Source organism: Paenibacillus jilunlii (assembly GCF_900102965.1).
Classification (GTDB): Bacteria; Bacillota; Bacilli; order Paenibacillales; family Paenibacillaceae; genus Paenibacillus_AQ; species Paenibacillus_AQ jilunlii.
In genome coordinates, this window is the sequence record NZ_FNGM01000003.1 from 48,680 (window position 1) to 71,100 (window position 22,421).

The window sequence follows — 22,421 nt, forward strand, 5'->3', positions numbered from 1 at the left end:
GCTTCCGAAGTGAGTTTTGTACGAAGCGATTCACCGAAGCAGAAGCTTACAAAACTTAAGCGGATGCTTCCGAAGCAAGTTTTATTGCGAAGAGAAACAAGAAGTTATGCTCCATAAAACTTTTAGGAGGGGCGATATGCTTCCCATTGTGCAGCTAAAGGAAGTGACGCATGCCTATCTGGGGGACCGCGAGGCGTCGCTTGCCATCGAGAATTTCAGCCTCTATGTGGAAGCCGGAGAGTTCGTCAGTCTGGTCGGCCCCAGCGGCTGTGGCAAAACCACACTCCTGTCGATCATCGCCGGACTTTTGCAGCCCTCGCGCGGAGAGGTGTTCGTGAGCGGACACATGGTCAGCGGCCCTTCGCCTGAGGTGGGCTATATGCTGCAGCAGGATTATCTTTTTCCGTGGCGGACGATTCTGGACAATGCCCTGCTCGGACTGGAGCTCACTGGCCGTCTGAACGAAAACTCGCGGCAGCAAACAATCGGGCTGCTGGGTGAGATGGGGCTGGGCGGCAAAGAGCATGCCTACCCGGCCCAGTTGTCCGGGGGTATGCGCCAGAGGGTGGCACTGGTGCGGACACTATCCACTGATCCGGGCCTGCTGCTGCTGGATGAGCCTTTCTCTGCGCTGGATTACCAAATCAAACTTCAGCTTGAGGATCTGGTGTCCGAAACGCTGCGCAGACGCGGCACAACGGCTATTCTTGTGACCCATGATCTGTCCGAGGCTATTGCTGTCAGCAACCGGGTGATTTTACTGCAGCCGAATCCCGGAAAGATCCGCAAAATATTTACCGTGCCCGAAGCGATCCGGAGCACACCTCCGCTATACGCGCGGGACCTGCCGGGGTTTGCAGAGCTTTTTCATGAAGTATGGAAGGAAATGGAGCTGGCAGGGAGGGATGAGTTGTGAAGCCGGTTGAACAAATTGAAATCGCAGCCTCCCGTGCGCTGTGGCTGGAAGAGAAGCAGGAAGAACACCAGAAGAAAAAGCGGAGCTGGCACCACCGGGTGATGGCTGTCCGCGGCAGTTTGCTGGTACTGTTCTTTGCACTCTGGGAGGCCGGAGCCCGGCTGGGGTGGATCGATAAGCTGCTGTTCAGCTATCCCACCAAGGTCTTCGGGCAAATTTGGGGCGATATGGCCAGCGGCAGTCTGTGGCCGCATCTGGGCATGACGGTTGGCGAAACGGTTGTGGGTTTTCTGCTCGGGACGCTGCTTGGGACACTTCTTGCCATTGTCATCTGGTGGTCGCCTTTTTTGTCTGCAGTGCTTGATCCGTACATGGTCGTCTTCAATAGTATGCCGAAGGTGGCGCTGGGCCCGATTTTTATTGTGATGTTCGGTGCGGGCTTTACGGCGATTGTGGTGACGACGCTGTCTATCACGGTAATTATAACCACCCTGGTAGTGTACAACAGCTTTTGCAGTGTTGATCCGAATTTGGTGAAGGTGGCAAGGTCGTTCGGAGCTTCAAGGGTGCAGGTATTCAACAAAGTAATTCTGCCTTCTTCTTTTCCCACTGTCGTTTCCACACTGAAGGTCAATGTAGGCATGTCATGGGTGGGTGTGATTGTAGGCGAATTTTTGGTGGCTAAAACGGGGCTTGGATATCTGATCATTTACGGCTTTCAGGTGTTCAACTTCACACTGGTGATGTCCAGCTTGCTGATTATTGCGGCTGTGGCTACAGCCATGTATCAGCTGGTAGTTTATGTGGAAAAGCTGATTTTGTCGCGGCGGTGAGAATTATGTCATATTGTGCCGCCCCGCAAAATCTTGTACCATGTCTATATCTTTACCTGAAAAGTTATAGCCAACATTGTAAGCCGGTGTTTCCGGTTGACGTTTCGGATGAAGCTCAATCAGGGGAGACTGGACTTATCAAGCTCGCAAGGAGAGGTATTACATGGGATTTCGAATTATCAAAACAGCGGCTGCGACTCTGTTGTCGATCCTGCTGGCAGCCGCTGTGGGCATTCCCAACGCGCAAAGTGCGGGTCTGCTCGCGATTCTGGGGGTGGAAACCACACGAAAAAGGAGTCTGCGCACCATCACGGCGCGTTTCCTGGCCTCCCTTGTGGGACTCTTTTTCGGCTGTATTTTGTTTTTCTTCCTTGGATTTCATTATTGGGTGCTGGGGCTGTATGTGCTGGTCGGATTCCCAATGATCGTAAAATCAGGCTATAAGGAAGGAATCGTGACCAGTTCCGTTATTGTTTTCCGGGTTTTTGGACAAGCCGAGCTGTCTGTACATGTTCTGCTGCAGCAGATAGAGCTGTTGTTCGTAGGCCTGGGATCGGCCGGACTGGTCAATCTGATCTATATGCCGCAGACCGGCGGCGTTATTGCTGGAATCCGTAAAGAAGTGGACGGTTATTTTTCGGTGATATTTACGCAAATGGCGCGTACGCTGCGTGATCCCGGGTATCTCTGGGACGGCAAGGAACTGATTGGCGCAGGTGAGGCGGTCCAGCGGGGACTTACGGCAGCCTCCAGGGAAATGGAGAACCATGTCATTCATCCGGATGAGGCATGGAATGTGTATTTTTACATGCGCAAGGAACAGCTGGAATCGATCCAGAATATGATGCAGCTCCTCTCGCAGGTCTACCGTCAGCTCCCTCACGGGGACATGGTTGCGGATTTGTTCGATCAGCTGAGCAATGATGTGCTGGCTGAGGAATATACCGGCCGGACTGAAAAACTGCTTGATGGGCTGGAAAAGGAATTTCAGGGGATGGAGCTGCCGGAAACCCGCGAGGAATTCGAGGTCCGTTCAGCTATTTTACAGCTATGCCGCGAGCTATCGTTATATCTCAACATAGCCAAGAGGTATAAGATGCCGGTCGATATCAAACCGGTAAAACGGCCTGTGCCGGCAAAAGGAAACTCCCGTGTCTAGAAAGAATTTTAGGGTACGAAGGCAAGAAGGAAGAATTAGGTATTCATCTTTTGGTGTGAAATTACGATAAGAGTTATATGAACAAAATGTGAGTGTTTGTTTTGTGCTGCATTCATATAGGCTTAAGAAAACCAGGATATACTATATTATCATAATGAATGGATCGGCACATATTCCAATTACAGCAGCTAATTCACGGGGTGTGAATTCTGCACTGGCAGGTGACGAAGGTGAACAACAGCAACGAACAATATATCGGCAAACAGCTGGTAGACAACCTCTTTAATCACAACGGCGTATTTGTACTGCCCGCAATGACGCTTCTCAGCTCGGAGCATGTCCGGTTAATCACCCAGCACCGGATTATCCTTCAGCCCCATGATGTCATTCAATTGGACAGCGAAGCATTCTATCAACTGGCCGTGGATGATTGTACGGCAGCTATGGAGAATATTTTTGATCAGCTGCGTTATACCAAGAGCAAGCGGCTGCCGATGCTTGAGCTCAAAAATGAAGTTATTCCTTTTATCCAACAAGTAAGCGAGAAGAATGACTTCTTCGGAATCCTGGCTGCACTGCAGACCAAAGATGATTATACATACAGGCATAACGTTGCTGTAGGCATATTATCAACACTTCTGGGCAAGTGGCTTAAGCTGGACCCGGAGGAGCTGGGCATGCTGACCATTGCTGCGACCCTTCATGATATCGGGAAAATTATGATTCCGGCCGAAATTTTAACCAAGCCTGGGCCGCTAACGGATGAGGAATTTGATATCATGAAAAAACACACGACACATGGCTACGAGCTGGTCAGAGATACACCGGGCACGACGCATATGCAGGCGCTAGTTGCGCTGCAGCATCATGAAAGAATGGACGGGAGCGGTTATCCGTTCGGAGTAATGGGACACCGGATTACGGACTTCAGCAAAATAGTAGCGGTTACGGATATTTTTCATGCGATGACTTCAGACCGGTTCTACAGCGAGGCGGCACCGCTCTATGAAGTTCTGACGCAGATGGAGGACTACTCCTTCGGGAAGCTTGATCCTTATATTTGCGGTGTTTTTATTAGAAAGCTTATGCAGTCAATGATAGGCAACGAGGTGCTGTTAACAGACGGACGGATGGGCAAAATCATCATGATTCTGGCGCATGATCCGCTTCGTCCTTTGGTGAACATCGGGGAGGACTTCATCGATCTCAGCAAGAACAGACATCTTGGGATTGTGCGTGTAATCCCGCAATAGCCCGGAACAGCAGCAGCCCCTGTAGAGGATCTACAGGGTTTTTTTTTGCGACAGGATGAACTGATCTATTCATATCCGGGGAAATTTCACAATAAAATGAACTATGACTCTTGTTAAAAAGCTCCTCTGAGGGCTTACCCAAATTTATTTCTACTCTAACAATCAACAAATGCCCAGAACGTGCATACACTTGATAGTGAATGATTGTATGGAGGAGGTTCAAAGATGTCATTAAGCCATAAACGTCAAACAAGGGAGATCATTACGAAGGCAATTTGCGGCAAAGGTCGTAAGTTCTCTACAGCAACCCATACCGTGACTCCGCCACACCATCCGACGAGTATTCTGGGGGCTTGGATTATTAACCACCAGTACGAAGCGGTTGCCGCGGGGAACGGAATCGAAGTAATCGGTACTTACGATGTAAACATCTGGTACTCGTACGACAAAAACAAGCAGACTGAGGTAGCCAAGGAAACGGTCTCCTATGTGGAGCTCATTCCGCTGTCGTACCTGGACCCGAGACACCGTGCAGCCACGGTAGAGGTCTCTGCGGAGGCAACGCAGGAACCTAACTGTGTGGAAGCAGGCGTCTCTCCGGGCGGCGGCAGTGTGACGCTTCGGGTAGAACGGGAATTCGAGGCGGAATTGGTGGCTGAGACCAAGGTCCGCGTGTATGTCACTGATCAAAGCGACGATCCGGAAGACAAGGATTATGACTTTGATGGCGAAAGCTTCGATTATGATGATCTCGACCCTGACGCCCTGGATGATGAGCTGTAGGAAGAGAATCGCCGCCGCCAACTGATATCGGGTGGGTTTTAATCCATTATATGTAGTGGGGGCGGCGGCGAAGAGGGCGAATGCCCTCCTTTTTTATTTTTTTTTATTTTTCGCCAGAGGGGCAGCGGGACAATGAAAAGGACGGTGCTGCCCTGCCCGCGGCAGAATCCAGGAGGAGAAGGAGTTATGAATGAGGGGCTTCCTACATACCTGCTATGGTCTGATGCCCAGCGGGAAGACAGGCTTCGGCGCAACGGATTGGAAACTTTGCTGGCGCCGGCAGAAGGTTCGGGACCGGGGAAGGGGATAACCGGATTGTCTGTGGCGGCCCGTTCGTACAAGCAGTATTACCGGGTCCGTGTATTTAACCTGGAGGTGCTGGAAATCCGGCCGCTCGGAACGGGGGCGGCGATGAAGCCGGCCGCTTTGCCTCCTGTCATCCGGGCGGGTGTGGCGCGGGGAAATGCAGCGGATGAGGGAACTGCCTTGGCGGATATCGCCTTGCACGATCCAGAGTGGATGCCAAGACTCTTTGGCGAAGGGGGAGCCGCAGGGGAGCATAGCCGGTCCGCTACCCCGGCATCTTCCGGCCGCCAGCGCGGAGCGGCGGGGAAAATACGCGATACAGCGGTACGGGCGCTGTACACCCTTGGTCTGGACAGCGGCGAGGTGCTGCTGAAGACCCTGGGCGGCCGCCGCTACAGGGTCGACAAGGTCACGCCGCTTCGGGCAGGCTCCGGCGGGGTACTGCCGGAGCCATACCGCGCGGCCTCGCTGGCGCTGGCCCGCTCCCTGGCTCTGGAGCCGCCCGGCCGTCCCGGGCTGCTGATGGGCATGGACCCGGAGTTCCTCCTGCTCCGGGAATCCACAGGCCGCGCCGTGCCGGCGTCGCGGTACCTGCCCATGGACGGCGTCGCGGGCTGCGACGCCGGGCCTCCGGGAACGCGCGGCGCGTTCCCGGTCGCCGAGCTGCGCCCTGCGCCGCGCGGGGAACCGCGCGCGCTGCTGGCGCAGCTGATGTCCGCCGCGCGCACGGCGGACCGGCTCATCCCGGACCGCTCGCTGCGCTGGCGGGCGGGAGGCATGCCGCTGCCGGGCTGGGCCCTCGGCGGCCATCTGCATTTCAGCGGCGTGACGCTGTGCGCGCCGCTTCTGCGCGCGCTCGACAACTATCTCGCGCTGCCGCTGCTGCTGCTGGAGGACGCCTGTGCGGCAGCACGGCGTCCGAGGTACGGGGTGCTCGGCGATTTCCGGCTTCAGCCGCATGGCGGCTTTGAATACCGGACCCTGCCGAGCTTCCTGGTGTCCCCGGTCATCGCTAAAGGGGTAGTCTTCCTGGCTCACCTGATTGTGAGCCGCTATGAAGACCTAACCCTGCGCCCGCTCGACCGGGAAGACCTGCATGCCGCCTACTACAGCGGCGACAAACCCCCGCTGCGCGCCGCGTTCCCTCCGCTTGCGGCGCAGCTCCGCGCGCTGCCTGGCTATGCGCAGGCAGCGCGTTATATCGAGCCGTTGTTCAGCTGTATTGCCGCTGAACAGACCTGGGATGAGTCCCGCGACATCCGCGGGCTGTGGTGCGGCAAATTGCGCACCAGTGAGCGGGATATGGCGAAATAAGGCGCCCCGGCGCCCTGGGTGCGGAGGGATCAAAGGTATTTTTACCTTTGATTGCGCCCCCATACCCCGGGACCAGTTGAATCAAAGGTATTTTACCTTTGATTGGTGCCCCAACACCCCGGCGCAGTCAAATCAAAGGTATTTTACCTTTGAATGGTGCCCCAATGGTAGTGTCAAGAAGGTTGTGTAAAGAGAATAGTTACTTCCCGACACTTCGTTTGCTGGTTAGGTGGAAAAAGTATCACTAATTTGTCTGAGTATCAAGCAACCCGGGCAGCTAAGTGGAAAAAGGTACACTAATTCAGCCCACTTCGCTCCATATAAGGGAATATTACCGAATTAAGTGCCCTTTTTCCACTTAAACCTCACGATTGTTTATTTCTGAGGATATTAAGCTCCCTTTTTCCACTTGGCCATCCCCATTGCCGAAACCAAAGGTATTTTTACCTTTGAATGCGCCCCAACGCCCCGGGTCAGTCAAATCAAAGGTACTTTTACCTTTGAATGCGCCCCAACTCCCCGGCGCAGCCAAATCAAAGGTATTTTTACCTTTGATTACGCCCCAACGCCCCGGCGCAGCCAAATCAAAGGTATTTTTACCTTTGAATGTGCTCTAACACCCCGGCGCAGCCAATTCAAAGGTATTTTTACCTTTGATTAGTGCCCCAACGCCCCGGCGCAGCCAAATCAAAGGTATTTTTACCTTTGATTACGCCCCAACGCCCCGGCGCAGCCAAATCAAAGGTATTTTTACCTTTGAATGTGCTCCAACACCCCGGCGCAGCCAATTCAAAGGTATTTTTACCTTTGATTAGTGCCCCAACGCCCCGGGTCAGTCAAACCAAAGGTATTTTTACCTTTGAATGTGCCCCAACGCCCCGGCGCAGCCAAATCAAAGGTATTTTTACCTTTGACGCGCCTCTTCCAAACTATGGTAAGGGTTGAGGATACTCGTCATAGGATGCCATTTGAAAACAGCCCCATTTTTTACAACCAGATTTTACCGGAAATCATACATAGAGCATCGTCCAGAACCCGATATCCTGATATCCAAGCTTGCGGTAGATCAGGGCGGCCTGCGGATCGTTGTAGAAGAGGCAGGGAGTTCTGCCTTCATGCAGCATATCGGCACTTAGACGGGCAACCAGCCGGCTGGCTAATCCCTGCCCTCTGAATGCAGGGTGAGTGGCAACGGCTACGACCATAGCCGACATCGAGCTTTCTGCTGCAGTAGAGGCTGTAGCGATCACTTTTCCATCCTGTTCCATAAAGTAGGTCCGGCCCGTGCCGGTCTCCAGTGTTTTCCGCAGGCTGCTGCGCGAATCCTCCGGGTTGTTGTCGAACTCCTCAATCTGGTCGGTGAGCAAACAGATGGCATCCACATCGTCTGTGGTTGCTTGGCGGATGGCATGTGCGGATGCTGCGGTTGTGTTCAGTGTGCTGTTCAGCTTCCGCAGCTCGGCGAACCGCATTTGCTTTTCCTTGCGGATGTTCAAATGTTCCGCCACGGCCTGAACTGTTTCTGCTGAACCGGATACCATCTCAAATTTCGGGCCCGCCTGCATCAGCTCCGCGAATCCCGCCGCATCAAAAGGTCCGTCGGCGTAAGGAAGAAAGTTTCCATAAAAGCGCAGCAATACAGCAATTAACTGGCCATCCTCCTCACGGAAGTCGCCCCACAGTTCCATAAATTCCTGTTCAAACCCAAAATTCTCCACATCTCCGATGATAAACAAATTCAATGCGGGGTCCTTGCTAACCAGCGTCATGAGCGGCCCAAGGTCCGCATCCCCAAGCTTCCGGATCATTTTATCTCCCCCTTGTTTTTGCTGAATCCATCCTAGTTCAGCTAAACTTTAAAATTGCACCGGCTCTGACCAGTCCGCTGTACTGCGCGATATGCTTACAGCAATTCAGCACAGCACGTCCCAGCAGAAGCCAGAATATGAAGTCTGGCGGCTCGCAGTTCTTCATTATGGCTGCAGCTTATCCGAGCCTGGACGGCCAATATGCCGATTAAGCCTGTTACGAAAATCCCTACTGCATCCTACTGCCATGATTTTATACACTATATTGATTGAACTTGTGATTTTTCTTTTTCAGGGTGGGTCGTGACTACAAGGAAAGTTTGGACCTTCTGCCGCAGCTTATCTGCAGATTTCTTGTTTTATACCGCCGTTGGCGGTGAAAATCCGCAGACTGCCGATGCTTTCGATGCGAGCTTTCCTGCCGATGTCTTTCAGATGGACGCTAACGCTCCGTAAGTATCCAAACTTCCTCTCCGCACATCTCCCCTTTTTATGAATTTCTCATGTTCAACTTAAATGGATAGGTTAGATTTGTGATTTCTATTTAGGGTTTAGTCGTGACTACAGAGAAAGTTTGGACCTTCAGCCGCTGCCTATCTGCAGCTTTCTTGTTTATACCGCCGTTCGCGGTGAAAATCCGCAGACTGCTGATGCTTTTGATGCGGGCTTTCCTGCCGATGTCTTTCAGACGGACGCATTCGCTCCTACAGCTCCAAATTTCTCTTCCGCCACTTTTCCCTGTTAGTATATTTTCAAGTTCAATGTATATAGAAGGATGGGGAGTCTACATCTGCTTGTCAATTCTGGAAGTTAGCTTACTTAGCATACATAGTGATTTTACTGCATCCTGAATCAAAAGCACATCTTTTTAACCCTTGCTGCCCTAGGCTTGCATTGATTTGACATGGTTTTCCAGCCTGTCTTTCATTAGGGCATTTCCGGTATCAGCAAGGCAGCCTTGTGAAGAGCACTCCCGGGGTAACTTTGCCGGTCCACTTTCTGCTATAATAGAGAACAGTATGAAGTAGGCATGGAGGTTAACGATGGCAAATTATACGCCGATGATTCAGCAATATCTGAAAGTAAAGGAAGGAGCCAAGGATGCTTTCCTTTTCTTCCGTCTGGGCGATTTTTATGAAATGTTTTTTGAGGATGCGATTCTTGCGTCCAAGGAGCTTGAGATTACATTAACCGGCCGCGAGGGTGGAGGCGAAGAGCGCATTCCCATGTGTGGTGTGCCTTACCATGCCGCCGAGGGGTACATACAGCGCCTGATTGAAAAAGGCTACAAGGTCGCCATCTGCGAGCAGCTGGATGATCCGGCAGTAACGAAGGGGATGGTCCGGCGCGACATTGTCCGCGTAGTGACACCGGGAACGGTGATGGACGGGAAGATCATTGCCGATAAAAACAACAATTATCTCGTCTGTGTGACTGAAGAGGACGGGATGATGGCGCTCGCTGCCTGTGATTTGACCACAGGTGAGCTGTATGTCACTTCTGTGCTATCGGGTGCCGAATGGCTGAGGGATGAAATCGGCATTTATGAGCCGGCTGAGATTATCGGGGATGCGGCGCTGCTGGACATGCTGCGGAGTGAAGCATCGCTGCTCGCAAAGCCGGTTGTCTATACTCCGTGGGAGAAGCGCGAAGAAGAACTGGCCCGCCGCCAGTTCGGTGAAGCCGCCTGGGTGCGTCTGGAAAAAGAGCGCGGCCAGTGCCTGGCGCTGCTGATCTCCTATCTGAGCGAAACCCAGCGGCGCTCCCTGGGTCAGCTGAGCCAGATTTCGCCGTATGAACCGGGGAACTATATGATTCTGGACCCGTTCACCCGGCGCAATCTGGAGCTGACCGAAACCGTGCGCGAGCGTTCCAAAAAAGGCTCTCTCCTCTGGCTGCTGGACCGTACCGAAACATCGATGGGCGGCCGTCTGCTGCGCCGCAGAATCGACAAGCCGCTTCTGCAGCGTGCTCCGATTGAACGGAGGCTGGAGGCAGTCGACTATTTGTACAACCAGTTTATCGTGCGGGAGGACCTGCGCGGAGCGCTCAAAGAGATCTACGATCTGGAGCGGCTGGTTGGACGGATCGCCTTTGGCAGCGCCAACGGTCGTGACATGAATGCACTGAAGCTGTCGCTCGCCCAGATTCCGGCGCTGAAGGACATGTGTATGGCCTCCGGCTCGGCGACGCTGCGGGAGATTGGCGCCAGTATGGATGTATGCGCCGAGCTGCGCGAGGATATCGACCGGGCGATCGTTGAAGAAGCTCCGGTATCGGTACGGGATGGCGGAATTATCCGGGCAGGCTACCATGAACGTCTGGATGAGCTGAGGGAGGCGAGCAGCAGCGGCAAACGCTGGATTGCCGAGCTGGAGGCCAAGGAGCGGCAGGCCACGGGGATCAAATCCCTGAAGATCGGTTATAACAAAATTTTCGGCTATTATATTGAAATCACCCGTTCCAATCTTTCTTCCCTGCCGGAAGGAAGATATGAGCGCAAGCAGACGCTGGCGAACGCCGAGCGTTTCGTTACCCCTGAGCTGAAAGAGAAAGAAGCCTTGATCCTGGAAGCACAGGACAAGATGACCGATCTGGAATACAGCCTTTTTATCGAGCTGCGCGACCGGATCAGTGCGCAGATTCCCCGTCTTCAGGCATTGGCCGAAAAGGTAGCCGAGATCGATGTGTACCAGTGCCTGGCGGCGGTCAGCGCGGAACACCGGTTTGTGAAGCCCAAGCTGACGGACGGCTATGATCTGCGGCTTACGGGCGGGCGCCATCCGGTAGTGGAGGCGGTGCTGAAGGATGCGGCTTTTATTGCCAACGGCAGCACGCTCAGCAAGGAAGAAGGCAATATTCTCCTGATCACCGGCCCGAACATGGCTGGCAAAAGCACTTATATGCGCCAGGTTGCCCTCATCTGCATATTGGCCCAGATTGGCTGCTTTGTTCCGGCAGGCAGTGCGGAGGTTCCGCTGATCGACCGCATCTTTACGCGGATCGGAGCGGCGGATGATCTGATCGGCGGACAGAGCACCTTTATGGTGGAGATGGCGGATATCCAGGTCATGACCGAAAAAGCAACGGCGCGCAGCCTGATCATCATCGACGAGCTGGGCCGGGGCACTTCAACAAGCGAAGGGATGGCGATTGCCCAGGCGGTGATCGAATATGTCCATGACACCATCGCCTGCAAGGCATTGGTATCGACGCATTTTCATGAGCTGGCCCATCTGGAGCAGAGTCTCCGGGGGCTGCGCAACTACTCAATGGCCGTACAGGAAAGCGGCGACAAAGTCAACTTCCTGCGCAAGCTTGTGCCGGGAGCGGCAGACAGCAGCTACGGGATATATTGCGCCCGTCTGGCAGGCCTTCCCGAAGGCATTATTGACCGGGCGTATGGACTGCTTCAGAGTATTGAGCAGGCTGCCCCTCCGGGAACGGTATCGCTCCATTATGGCTCAGGTTATACTGAACATACCGGGCAGGGTATTCAGGAGAATCAGGCATTGGCTGTGCCGCCGAATTCCGAAGAAGACCCGGACGCCGGAGGCCAAGCCTATGCTTCTTCACGCAGCGGTTCAGTATATTCAGACGGCGGTTCGTCCGATGCTCCCTTGGCGGCTGCCCGGTTAGAAACGGCCGTTTCGCTTGCCTCATCCGCAGCGGAGGAGGACAATGAGGTTGTCCAGCTCTCCATTTTTGGGGAGGAAGAGCCGCGCAGGAACCGCAAGGGCGGGGCAGCCGCTCCGGCAGTCAAGGAGAATCCGCTGGTTAAAGAGCTGATCTCCGCTGTTCAGAGCGCAGACCTCATGAACATGACGCCGCTGCAGGCGATGGGTTTGCTGAACGAGTTGAAGATGAAGGCGAAGGAGCTTTAGGAGCGCCTGCTGAGCCTTTCCGGTTACATCTTTTTATGATTGCAGGCTTTTTATCATCACCGGTGTATGGAATTTGTCCAGGTAGGACAACTTTCATGCGGGAGTTAAGGATTTTTCCTTTGGGTTTCCATTAATGGTCCCCTTAATGGTTGCTCTTAATTGTTTTAATGATTCCCCTTTGGTTTACAGTCCAGGGATTACTTTCCATTACGCTGAGATCCTAACTGTATTTCATACAACTAAAAGGTGCTTTTTTTGCGCTGGGACCCGTTTAGCTGCAATCTGTGCAGTTAATTAGAAAGTAATTGTGTAAAAAAAGGTTTTTCGCCAATTTTAACTGCATCGAGTACATTTTTAACTGAAAATATCAGTTTGTGCCTCCTTTTAATTGCTGAAAATGCATTTATCGGGTATCGCTGGGTGATATAAAAAGATCTATAACAGCTTAATCGCGAGGTGAAATAAACATGGCCAAAATTCATGTGCTTGACGAGCATATTGCCAACCAGATTGCAGCGGGGGAAGTGGTGGAGCGGCCCGCCTCGGTCGTTAAGGAGCTTGTGGAGAACGCCATCGACGCCGGAAGCACCCGCATTGAAGTGTCTGTGGAGGAAGGCGGGCTGCAAAGCATCCGGGTGAAGGACAACGGCTCGGGTATTGATCCCGAGGATTGCGAGACGGCTTTTTACCGTCATGCGACGAGCAAAATCCTGAACGGCAGGGATTTGTTTCAAATCACCTCCCTCGGATTTCGCGGGGAAGCCCTGCCCAGTATCGCTTCCGTGTCGAAGCTGTCCCTGCTTACTTCAAGCAATGAGGACGGCAAGGGCAGGGCTCTGGACATCGAAGGCGGCAAGCTGATCCGCAATGAGGACGAGCCCTCCGGCAAGGGCAGTGATCTTGCGGTAAGGGAATTATTTTACAATACTCCGGCAAGGCTGAAATATATGAAAAGCGTACAAACGGAGCTGGGGCATATTTCCGACACTATGTACCGCGTGGCGCTGGCGCACCCGTCCATCTCCTTTACGCTGCATCATAACGGCAATCAGCTGCTGCATACGCTGGGCAACGGGGACCTGCTGCAGGTCATTGCCGCCGTGTACGGCACCTCTGCCGCCAAGGCGATGCTGCCGCTTGCTGCGGAAGACCCGGATTACCGGATTTCCGGCTATGTCAGCCGCCCGGAGTGGACCCGTTCGAACCGCAATGCGGTCACTACGATTGTCGGCGGGCGCTACATCCGCAGCAACGGGCTGAATGCGGCGATTATGCGGGCTTATCATACGCTGCTGCCGATCAACCGCTACCCGCTGCTGGTTCTGCAGCTGGAGATGCACCCGTCCCTTGTCGACGTCAATGTTCATCCGGCGAAGCTGGAGGTCCGCTTCAGCAAGGAGGCAGAGCTGTACGCTTTCGTTGAGCAGGAAATCCGCAAGGTTCTGCTGGGGCAGAGCCTTATTCCCCGGCCAAGCAAAGAAATCATTGGCGCCAAGGGCAGCAGCTCCTTTATCCAGGAGCAGTTTGCTTTTCCGAAGGGCGCGGTTCCGCCTCCGCCCCAGGAAGAGGCCTTGGGCCGGAGCGCCGCAGAGCCCGGCTATCCGCGGACCGGGCCTGCTCCAACGCCCGGTGGTGCTGTGCCTGTGAGCGGAGCGGGCGGCAGCGGGCCGCTCCGTTCCCCAGGGCCGCTCAGCAGCCTGCCGCTGCAGCCCCTGGAAGGGGTCCGCAGCGGCGGCAATGACGCCCCGCTGCCTGGCGCAGCCGCAGGCGGGGCTGCGCCGTACAGCAGCAGCCCCGGCCTGGATTCCCAGTCGCGGGAGCGGGCGGCTGCATACAGCGGCAGCGCTCCGCAGGCCGCTGCACAGCGGCGGGAAGGGGCGGGCAGCGAGAGCTACCGCCAATACCCGCCGGTGAATTCCGCAAGGGGGCAGCAGCCCTCAGCGGAGGAGCTGTATGCTCCTCCCGGCACCGGGGATGCCGGGCTGCCGCAGTTTCCAGAGCTGAACTATATCGGCCAGCATCACGGAACGTATATTATTGCCCAGAATGACAGCGGGCTGTATCTGATTGACCAGCATGCGGCGCATGAACGGGTGAATTACGAGTACTATTATGAGAAATTCGGGCGTCCCGAGGACGCTTCGCAGGAGCTGCTGCTGCCGATTACACTGGAGTTCACGCCGTCGGAGAGCAAACAGCTCAGCGAGCGGCTGCATTGGTTCCAGCAGGCCGGGGTGTATCTTGAGCACTTTGGGGGGCAGACCTTCCTGGTCCGTTCCCTGCCGTACTGGTTCCCGGAAGGGGACGAGAAGGCCGTCATTGAGGAGATGGCGGAATGGGTGTTGAGCGAACGGTCGATTGATCTTGCGAAGCTGCGCGAGAAATCATCGATTCTCTGCTCCTGCAAGGCTTCGATCAAGGCTAACCAGAAGCTGACGGAGCATGAAGTGGAGTCGCTGCTCTCACGGCTCGCAGCCTGCCGCCAGCCGTATACCTGCCCGCATGGACGGCCGATTGTAGTATCCTTTTCCGCGTATGATTTGGAGAAGCTGTTCAAGCGGGTAATGTAATTGAAAATTGTGAAATATATAAGCTGAACTTTTGATTGACCCTATCGGCATTGGCCGTGTCTGCGGTGCATGTTTGGACTTCAGGCTGCTATCGTCTCCAGTTCCAAACTTCACCTGCGCCGCTTCTGCCTTTTTGTAGTTCTTAAGTTCAGCTTATATTGTAGTGAGCAGGAACGGAGGCAACATGATTATTACAACGGGCTTTGACCCGATCCCGGCAATCGAAATGCGGGCTAAAAGCCTTGCAGAACGAACCGGTACAATGTATGCGCCAAGAGGCAAATTATCCATGTCCAAGATGGTGGAACGATACAGAGACGGAGAGATCCTGGTCGTGCTGCAGGATGCAGTGCGGCTGATTACACCGGGCATGCCGCCGATGGAATTTCACCCCAGCATGGGTTTTGTCCGCGCCAAGCGGATTCTCCGCGGGGAGCCGGACCCGATGCTGGAGGCCGCCCGGATGGTTCCAGGCGACAGTGTGCTGGACTGCACGGCAGGGCTTGGCAGCGATTCCCTGCTGTTTGCAGTGCACGGCGGAGAGGCATCCATCGTCACTGCGCTGGAGAGCTCCCTGCCGCTCTGTGCGCTGCTGCTTGAAGGAATGAGCCACTACATCTCAGGACAGCAGAAAGTGAATGAGGCACTGCGCCGCGTGCGTGTGGTGCACAGCGACCATCTTGCTTACTTGCGGGAGCAGCCGGACAACAGTATAGATATCGTCTATTTTGATCCCATGTTCCGTGTGCCTTTAACGGATTCGGCAGCGATATCGCCGCTGCGCCAGTTCGCGAATGCAGCTGCCTTGAGCACGGAGAGTGTGGCCGAGGCCGTCCGGGTCGCCCGCAAAACCGTGCTTTTGAAAGAAAAAGCCTTAAGCGGCGAATTCTCCCGGCTTGGTTTTACCGAGCTGCTGCGGGCCAGCGCCAAAACATCGTACGGGGTGATATCCATTGACAACTGAGACAAGACGCAGGGTGCTGGTGCTGCTCGGCCCGACTGCTGTCGGCAAAACCAGGTTAAGCCTTGAGCTGGCTGAGGCCTATGACGCAGAGATTATATCTGGCGATTCGATGCAGGTGTACCGGGGGATGGACATTGGGACAGCCAAAATCAAACCGGAGGAAATGCTGGGAATTCCCCATCATCTGATCGATATCCATGATCCCCGGGATGCTTATTCCGCTGCTGAATTTCAGGAGCAGGGGACGAAGCTGATCGAAGAGATCAGCCGCAGAGGCAAGCTGCCTTTTATAGTCGGCGGCACCGGGCTCTATATTGAGTCCCTGTGCTACGGTTTCCGCTTCTCGGAAGCTGTGGCGGATGAAGCCTTCCGCAGCGAGCAGGATGCCTATGCAGAGGCCCTTGGAGCTGAGGCGCTGCACGCCAGACTGGCTGAAGTAGACCCGGAAAGTGCAGCCAGACTGCACCCCAATGACCGCCGCCGGATCATCCGCGCGCTGGAAATTCATCATCAGACCAAGGTAACTCTTTCGGCATCCCATGCAGGCCAGAAAAAGGAATCTCCCTATGAACTATGCCTGATTGGTTTGACAATGGACCGGAAAATACTATATAAACGTATTGAAGACCGAATTGACCAGATGCTGGCGGACGGACTCGTCGCAGAGGTGGAAGGACTGCTGCAACGCGGCTACAGCAGAAGCCTTGTGTCCATGCAGGGACTGGGCTACAAGGAAATTGCCGCTTACCTCGCGGGAGAAATGACGCTGGACGAGGCTGTGACGCTTCTCAAACGCGATACCCGCCGATTCGCCAAAAGACAGTTGTCATGGTTTCGCCACATGAAGGAGATTCAGTGGATCGACGTCGATGAGAGCCAAAACTTTTCAGAGAATTTTGAAAAAATCCGTGCTATAATAGCAGGAAAGTTTCTCTCAGGTCTTGAATATACTTCTGAACAATCTAATTGAACCATTGGGGGTACGTCATATGAACAAGTCCATTAACATCCAAGATACGTTCTTGAATCAACTGCGCAAAGAGAATATCCCTGCTACAGTATATTTGACCAACGGCTTTCAAATCCGGGGAATCATCAAAGCCTTCGACAACTTCACCATTGTCATCGACAGTGACGGCCGCCAGCAGATGGTGTACAAGCATGCGATTTCCACCTTTACCCCGCAGCGCAGCGTATCGCTCATGCAGGACAATGGAAGCGAAGAATAAGTTTTACAGTCTTAAAGCGAAACCTTTTTGCTTATAAATCGTTTGAATAGAGAGTGCGAGAGAGCAACCTGTGAGGGTTGTTCTTTTCATTCGTGCACTCAATATCATGAACGTTCCGAGAGGGAGTCAGGAGGCACCATGTCCAGAGACGATATATCCAGGACGAACCGCAATAGAAACAGAGGACAGTCATCAAGTGCGAATTCGAATTCAAATCCCAAAGGGAAATCCAAGAAAAAGAAGAGTTTCTTAACCAAGAAGCGTGTGCTGTGGACGCTGTTTTTTGCCACGGCGCTGGCGATTTTTTGCGCGCTGGGCGGTTACCTGTTCATCATGCTGAACGGGGAGAAGCTGCTGGATGAGAACATCGATAAGCTCACGGTTAATGAGACTACGAAGATTTACGACCGGAATGCGAAGCTGATCGGCGAGCTGGCGCTGGAAAAAAGCGAACCGGTAGATTACGAAGATATTCCTAAGCTGCTGGTCAACGCTTTTGTAGCTACAGAGGATAAGCGTTTCTTTGAACACAGCGGCGTTGATTTATGGTCGATCGGCCGGGCGGCAGTGAAGGATATTGCTGCGCGAAGCATGGTCGAAGGCGGCAGTACAATTACCCAGCAGCTGGCGAAGAACATTTTCCTTACCCGGGATAAAACCTTCTTCCGCAAAGCGACCGAGGTTTCGATCGCCGTGGCGCTGGAGAACAAATTCACCAAAGAAGAGATTATTACCAAATATCTGAACCGCATCAACTTCGGCGGCACCATTTACGGGATCAAGGCGGCATCCATCCGGTATTTTGGCCAAAGTAATCTGAACGAACTCAAGATTTGGCAGATGGCCACGCTTGCTGCAATGCCTAAGGGGCCATCCCGCTACAACCCGCTGCGTAATCCTGAGCTTTCGAAGGAACGGCGCGGTGTGGTGCTTCAGCTGATGTATGAGCAAGGCTACATTACCAAGGAGCAGATGGACGAGGCCAAAGTGGTGAACTACAACTACAAGCCGCCGGAAAGCAAACAGCGTTACCAGGCCTTTATTGATTATGCAGTTGATGAAGCGGAAGACAAATTCGGATTGACCGAGGACGATCTGAATATCGGCGGCTACAAAATCTATACGACCATGGATGCACATGCCCAGGAGACGGTGGAAAAAGCTTTTGCCGACAGCGATAACTTTGAGAAGAGTGCCGACGATGAGCTGGTGCAGGGCTCGATGACGATTATCAACCAGGAGAACGGCAGCATCGTGGCCCTCCTGGGCGGACGGAATTATGAGAAAAAAGGCTACAGCCGCGTGAACGGCAGCAGACGCTCGCCGGGTTCATCCTTCAAACCGCTGGTTGCGTACGCACCTGCGCTAGAATCCGGAAAATTCACCAATAATTCCGTACTTAGCAACGAAAAGCAATGCTTCGGCACTTACTGCCCGAACAACCTGCACGGCTATTCAAAAACGATCAGCATGACGGCTGCCTTGACGAAGTCGGAGAACATCCCGGCCGTATGGCTGCTGAACGAAATCGGGGTCAATACCGGCTTCCAGTTCGCCAAGAAGCTCGGGATCAAGCTGAAGGACGAGGATAAAAATCTCTCGCTGGCACTTGGCGGGATGAGTAAAGGGACGAATACACTGGAAATGGCTCAAGCCTACAGTGCTTTTGCCAATGGCGGTGACCTGCGCGAGGCCTATTCGATCAAATCGATCACCAATAGCGAGGGAGATACCGTCTACAAAGCAAATACTAAACCGGAGCGGGTCATGAGCGAGAATACGGCTTACCAGATGACTGAGATGATGCAGAAGGTCGTAGAAGACGGCACAGGTAAAAAAGCTAAAATTAACCGTCCCGTAGCCGGTAAAACCGGCACCACACAAAGCGGCTACGAAGGCATCAGCTCAAACCGGGACGTCTGGTTTGTCGGCTACACGCCGGAATGGACAGCTGCGGTCTGGATGGGGTATGACAAGCCAAACAAAAAACATTTGCTCAAGAACAGCAGTCCGCTCGCAGCGGCATTCTGGGGCAAGGTCATGAAGGAAGCCCTGGAAGGCGTTCCGGAGAAGTCATTCCCGCAGCCAGAAGGTGCCAGCAAACCGGAACCGACGGCAACACCGGAAACGGCGCAGCCAGTCAGTGGTCTGAGTGCAGCCTACGACGCTTCAACCATGACGGTCAACCTGAGCTGGGAGCCTGCCTCTGCCAAAGGAGTGGAATACCGGATCTACCGCCGTGAAACCTCGGAAGCAGAGTTCAGCCCGCTTCTGAATACCGTTTCGGCAAGTGTCGGGGATATCAGTGCAATGCCCGGCTTGACCTATGAATACTATGTCACGGCTTATTATCCGGAGTTGGATGTGGAAAGCGAGCCTTCGGCAACCGTCACGGTTGAGGTGCAGGACGAACAACCGACGCAGGAGCCGGAGGCAACGATAGATCCGAATCTTCCAACCGATGGAACGGGTAATGGCGGCAATAATGGAAACGGCCAAAATAATGGAAATCCGGATGGAAACAATGGGAATGGGAATGGCAACGGAAATGGCAACGGCGGAGAGAACGGGAATCAAGGAAATGGCAGCCAGGGCAACGGGAACCAAGGAAATGGCAACCCTGGCAACGGCAACCCCGGTGATAACGGCAGTGGGGGCGGGGATCCTTCCGATTCTCCTGAAGCCTCACCGACACCTCCTCCGGCAACGATTCCCCCTACCGATCCGGCTGTCACGACCGGAGCAGGCAGCGGCAACACGGGTACCGAGGGGGCTACAGATCCCGGCGCTGATCCTTCCGCGGGTTTCGTGGATGAAGGCAATGTCACACAGTAGTTGAATCTCAATCTAAACAAATGAAATCCACCTGCCCCGGCAGCTGTGAATCTCCTGGATGATGCGGAGACTGCGGCTGGCGGGGCTTTTTACTTTACCTTTTTCAAGAGCATCACCTGCCGTAATTTACAAGTGATGTTTTGAGTGTATCTGGCAAATGTGTTAAGCTGAATACACCATTTCTTGAGAGGGTCATTCATATGAAACGTAAATTCGGAGACCGGGCCAACTGGCGCCGGATTACGCGCCGCCATTTTGCCTGCCGCTATGTGGAGAGCCGGGAATTCAGCGGATACATCACCCTGTATACAATTTACGGGCTGAAGGAACCGCTGTGGAAGAGCTACGGCAGGCATACATACCGCATCGCGGACAAAGGGTACTCATGGCTGCAGTATTTTCCCAAAGACAGCCACTATATTGTGACGGCAATGTTCGACGAGCGGCAAAACATCGTGCAGTGGTACATTGATACCTGCAAGGTTCAAGGGGTCACCGACCAAGGCGTGCCCTGGTTCGATGATCTGTATCTGGATGTTGTGGTGCTGTGGAATGGAGAGGTATTTTTGCTGGATGAGGATGAGCTAGAGGAAGCCCTGGAGCGTGAGGATATTACGGACAGTGACTATAATTTGGCTTGGGCTACAGCAAGCAGTATTCTTCGCAGCATAGATGCTCATGCTTTTCCTTATTTCTCTCTTTCCTTGAAGCATCGTGCCGAATTGTTCCATCACGGAGAATTCAGGAGGAAATAAAATGGATTGGTATGTCTATCAAAGAGGTTCATCCCCGATTCGCAAAGTATCGCGCAGAGGCCGGCGTTTCCGGCTGAAACGCAATCTGCTCATTTTACTCGTAATCTGCATTGCCGCCGGGTTGCTCTGGTGCGCGTCGGTCTTTGGCCGCATTAATAGTGCTGCAACGACGAATCCTATGCAGGAAGCGGATGTTGGCATTATTCTTGGCATGGCAATGTGGGGTGACAAGCCCAGTCCCGGACTAAAGGAAAGGCTTGACTATGGGTTGGAACTATACCGGAAAGGCATATTCTCCCGGTTTATTGTATCTGGCGGTCTGGACCGGGCAGATTATAAGTATACCGAGGCAGAGGGGATGAAGAACTATCTGGTGGAGCAGGGTGTTCCAGAGAACGCTATCATTCTTGAGAACAAGTCTACCAGCACTTATGAGAATCTCCAGTTCAGTCAAAAGCTAATGCAATCGAAAGGCTTAAATACAGCAGTCATTATTACACATACTTTTCACGGAACGCGCGCACTTGAAATTGCCCAGGCACTGAATTACAACCGTCCTGAGCTGGGGCTCACTGATTCACAGGTGATGTCGATGCTCAAGTACAAGACCCGTGAGATTTTGGCTTATACCAAATGGAAGATGCAGCAGCTGTTTCTGTGAGAAGTCAAGCCGGGCGCTGCTTTACAGATTCCTGCACCTCAATTTGTCCGGAAGTTTCTGAAACTGCTAATAAGACCTTAATCAGCGGAATAGACTTGATATAAGGTATAGGTAAAGTCAGCCCTGGATAATGAGGTGAACAAGGTGAACGGACGCGTAGCGGCGGCAAGCGGACGGGAGGAAGGCAGACCGTCACGGCAAATCAATATTGTGCTGCGGAATCAGGATACACCAGCGGTAAGCCACGCGGCTGCAGACAGTCTTGCTCAGGCTGCCCCCCCAAAAAACAACGGACATAATGAATGGTTTCAAGAGCTCAACCGGGAACTGGACGCACTCGTAGGGTTGGATAATATCAAAGAGCTGGTATTCGAGATCTATGCCCTGCTGCAGATCGCCAAGATGCGCAGCGATGCGGGACTTGCCAGCGGCGGCCAGGCCTATCATATGGTTTTCAAAGGAAATCCCGGAACCGGCAAGACTACAGTAGCCAGAATTGTCGCGAAGCTGTTTCAGCGGATGGGTGTGTTGACCAAAGGCCATCTGATCGAAGTGGAAAGAGCTGATCTGGTGGGCGAATATATCGGGCATACGGCTCAGAAGACAAGGGACCTGGTGAAAAAGGCGCTCGGAGGCATTCTTTTTATTGATGAAGCTTACAGTCTCGCCCGCGGCGGGGATAAGGATTTTGGCAAAGAGGCCATTGACACGCTTGTCAAATCCATGGAGGATCACCGCAGCCAATTCGTGCTGATTCTGGCGGGGTATTCCAGTGAAATTGATTATTTTCTGATGAGTAACCCCGGTTTGCCCTCCCGGTTCCCCATTCAGGTGGAATTTCCGGATTACACCATAGACCAGCTGCTGCAGATTGCGGAGCTGATGGCCAAAGAACGCGATTATATTCTGATGCCTCAGGCCATACTCAAACTAAAGCAGCATCTGTTGATGGAAAAGACAGAGAGCCTTCATGCCTTCAGCAACGCGCGTTATGTCCGCAACTCTATAGAAAAGGCAGTGCGTGCCCAAGCGGTACGGCTGCTGAATCAATATGAGAGCAACAGCCCGGGCAAGCAGGAGCTGATGACACTCCGCACAGAAGATTTTAAGCTGTAGGCAGCTATTCACCACGGACGATACACATCTTAAGT

At 53.5% G+C, this 22,421-nt stretch carries 18 protein-coding genes; 16 read left to right on the top strand and 2 right to left on the bottom strand.

Annotated elements, in window-relative coordinates; genetic code table 11:
* The first annotated feature begins 136 nt into the window (after nt 1-136).
* From BLQ82_RS07360 to BLQ82_RS07385, 6 genes are all read left to right on the top strand, one after another.
* Nucleotides 137-916 carry an ABC transporter ATP-binding protein gene (locus BLQ82_RS07360; RefSeq protein ID WP_062528501.1) on the top strand — a complete coding sequence of 260 codons (780 nt, stop codon included), beginning with the start codon at nt 137-139 and terminating at the stop codon, nt 914-916.
* Nucleotides 913-1,749: an ABC transporter permease gene (locus BLQ82_RS07365; protein WP_062528500.1), complete on the top strand. Its 837-nt coding sequence runs from the start codon at nt 913-915 to the stop codon at nt 1,747-1,749. Before BLQ82_RS07360 ends, BLQ82_RS07365 begins: the two co-directional genes overlap by 4 nt.
* 163 nt (nt 1,750-1,912) lie before the next feature.
* A complete protein-coding gene (locus tag BLQ82_RS07370) occupies nt 1,913-2,908 on the top strand; it encodes an aromatic acid exporter family protein (protein ID WP_062528499.1) in 996 nt (331 codons plus the stop codon).
* 230 nt (nt 2,909-3,138) lie between these two features.
* Nucleotides 3,139-4,161: an HD-GYP domain-containing protein gene (locus BLQ82_RS07375; RefSeq protein WP_062528498.1), complete on the top strand. Its 1,023-nt coding sequence runs from the start codon at nt 3,139-3,141 to the stop codon at nt 4,159-4,161.
* 225 nt (nt 4,162-4,386) lie between these two features.
* Entirely contained in the window at nt 4,387-4,944 is a 558-nt protein-coding gene (locus tag BLQ82_RS07380) for an outer spore coat protein CotE (protein WP_020430772.1), read from the top strand.
* A 186-nt stretch (nt 4,945-5,130) separates the two neighbouring features.
* Entirely contained in the window at nt 5,131-6,564 is a 1,434-nt protein-coding gene (locus tag BLQ82_RS07385; RefSeq protein WP_074648009.1) for a putative amidoligase domain-containing protein, read from the top strand.
* Between the two features lie 358 nt (nt 6,565-6,922).
* On the opposite strand, the gene BLQ82_RS32350 is transcribed toward BLQ82_RS07385, so the two are convergent.
* Nucleotides 6,923-7,147 (bottom strand): hypothetical protein, encoded by a 225-nt coding sequence (locus BLQ82_RS32350; RefSeq protein WP_143013368.1) that lies wholly within the window; start codon nt 7,145-7,147, stop codon nt 6,923-6,925.
* Nucleotides 7,148-7,574: 427 nt separating this feature from the next.
* Nucleotides 7,575-8,372: a GNAT family N-acetyltransferase gene (locus BLQ82_RS07390; RefSeq protein WP_062528496.1), complete on the bottom strand. Its 798-nt coding sequence runs from the start codon at nt 8,370-8,372 to the stop codon at nt 7,575-7,577.
* Nucleotides 8,373-8,675: 303 nt separating this feature from the next.
* Between BLQ82_RS07390 and BLQ82_RS31845 the strand changes: the two genes are divergently transcribed.
* The 10 genes from BLQ82_RS31845 (at nt 8,676) to BLQ82_RS07435 (ending at nt 22,386) form a co-directional block, all read left to right on the top strand.
* On the top strand, nt 8,676-8,828 hold the full coding sequence (locus BLQ82_RS31845; RefSeq protein ID WP_157243870.1) for a hypothetical protein: 153 nt from the start codon (nt 8,676-8,678) through the stop codon (nt 8,826-8,828).
* A 587-nt stretch (nt 8,829-9,415) separates the two neighbouring features.
* Complete coding sequence (mutS, locus tag BLQ82_RS07395) at nt 9,416-12,256, top strand: DNA mismatch repair protein MutS (RefSeq protein WP_062528495.1); 2,841 nt, start codon at nt 9,416-9,418, stop codon at nt 12,254-12,256.
* Between the two features lie 467 nt (nt 12,257-12,723).
* Nucleotides 12,724-14,826, top strand: coding sequence for a DNA mismatch repair endonuclease MutL (gene mutL / locus BLQ82_RS07400; RefSeq protein ID WP_074648011.1), 2,103 nt, complete (start codon nt 12,724-12,726; stop codon nt 14,824-14,826).
* A gap of 184 nt (nt 14,827-15,010) precedes the next feature.
* Nucleotides 15,011-15,790: a class I SAM-dependent methyltransferase gene (locus BLQ82_RS07405; protein ID WP_062528494.1), complete on the top strand. Its 780-nt coding sequence runs from the start codon at nt 15,011-15,013 to the stop codon at nt 15,788-15,790.
* A complete protein-coding gene (gene miaA / locus BLQ82_RS07410) occupies nt 15,780-16,760 on the top strand; it encodes a tRNA (adenosine(37)-N6)-dimethylallyltransferase MiaA (RefSeq protein ID WP_062528493.1) in 981 nt (326 codons plus the stop codon). The genes BLQ82_RS07405 and miaA overlap by 11 nt, the downstream gene beginning before the upstream one ends.
* 19 nt (nt 16,761-16,779) lie before the next feature.
* The gene (gene hfq, locus BLQ82_RS07415; RefSeq protein WP_025703341.1) at nt 16,780-17,019 is read left to right on the top strand and encodes an RNA chaperone Hfq; all 240 of its coding nucleotides are present in this window, start codon (nt 16,780-16,782) and stop codon (nt 17,017-17,019) included.
* Nucleotides 17,020-17,157: 138 nt separating this feature from the next.
* Entirely contained in the window at nt 17,158-19,854 is a 2,697-nt protein-coding gene (locus BLQ82_RS07420) for a transglycosylase domain-containing protein (RefSeq protein WP_062528492.1), read from the top strand.
* 200 nt (nt 19,855-20,054) lie between these two features.
* Entirely contained in the window at nt 20,055-20,609 is a 555-nt protein-coding gene (locus tag BLQ82_RS07425; RefSeq protein ID WP_020431125.1) for a ribonuclease FAU-1 family protein, read from the top strand.
* 1 nt (nt 20,610) lies between these two features.
* On the top strand, nt 20,611-21,270 hold the full coding sequence (locus tag BLQ82_RS07430; protein ID WP_062528491.1) for a YdcF family protein: 660 nt from the start codon (nt 20,611-20,613) through the stop codon (nt 21,268-21,270).
* 144 nt (nt 21,271-21,414) lie between these two features.
* Nucleotides 21,415-22,386, top strand: coding sequence for an AAA family ATPase (locus BLQ82_RS07435; protein WP_062528490.1), 972 nt, complete (start codon nt 21,415-21,417; stop codon nt 22,384-22,386).
* Nucleotides 22,387-22,421: the final 35 nt, after the last annotated feature.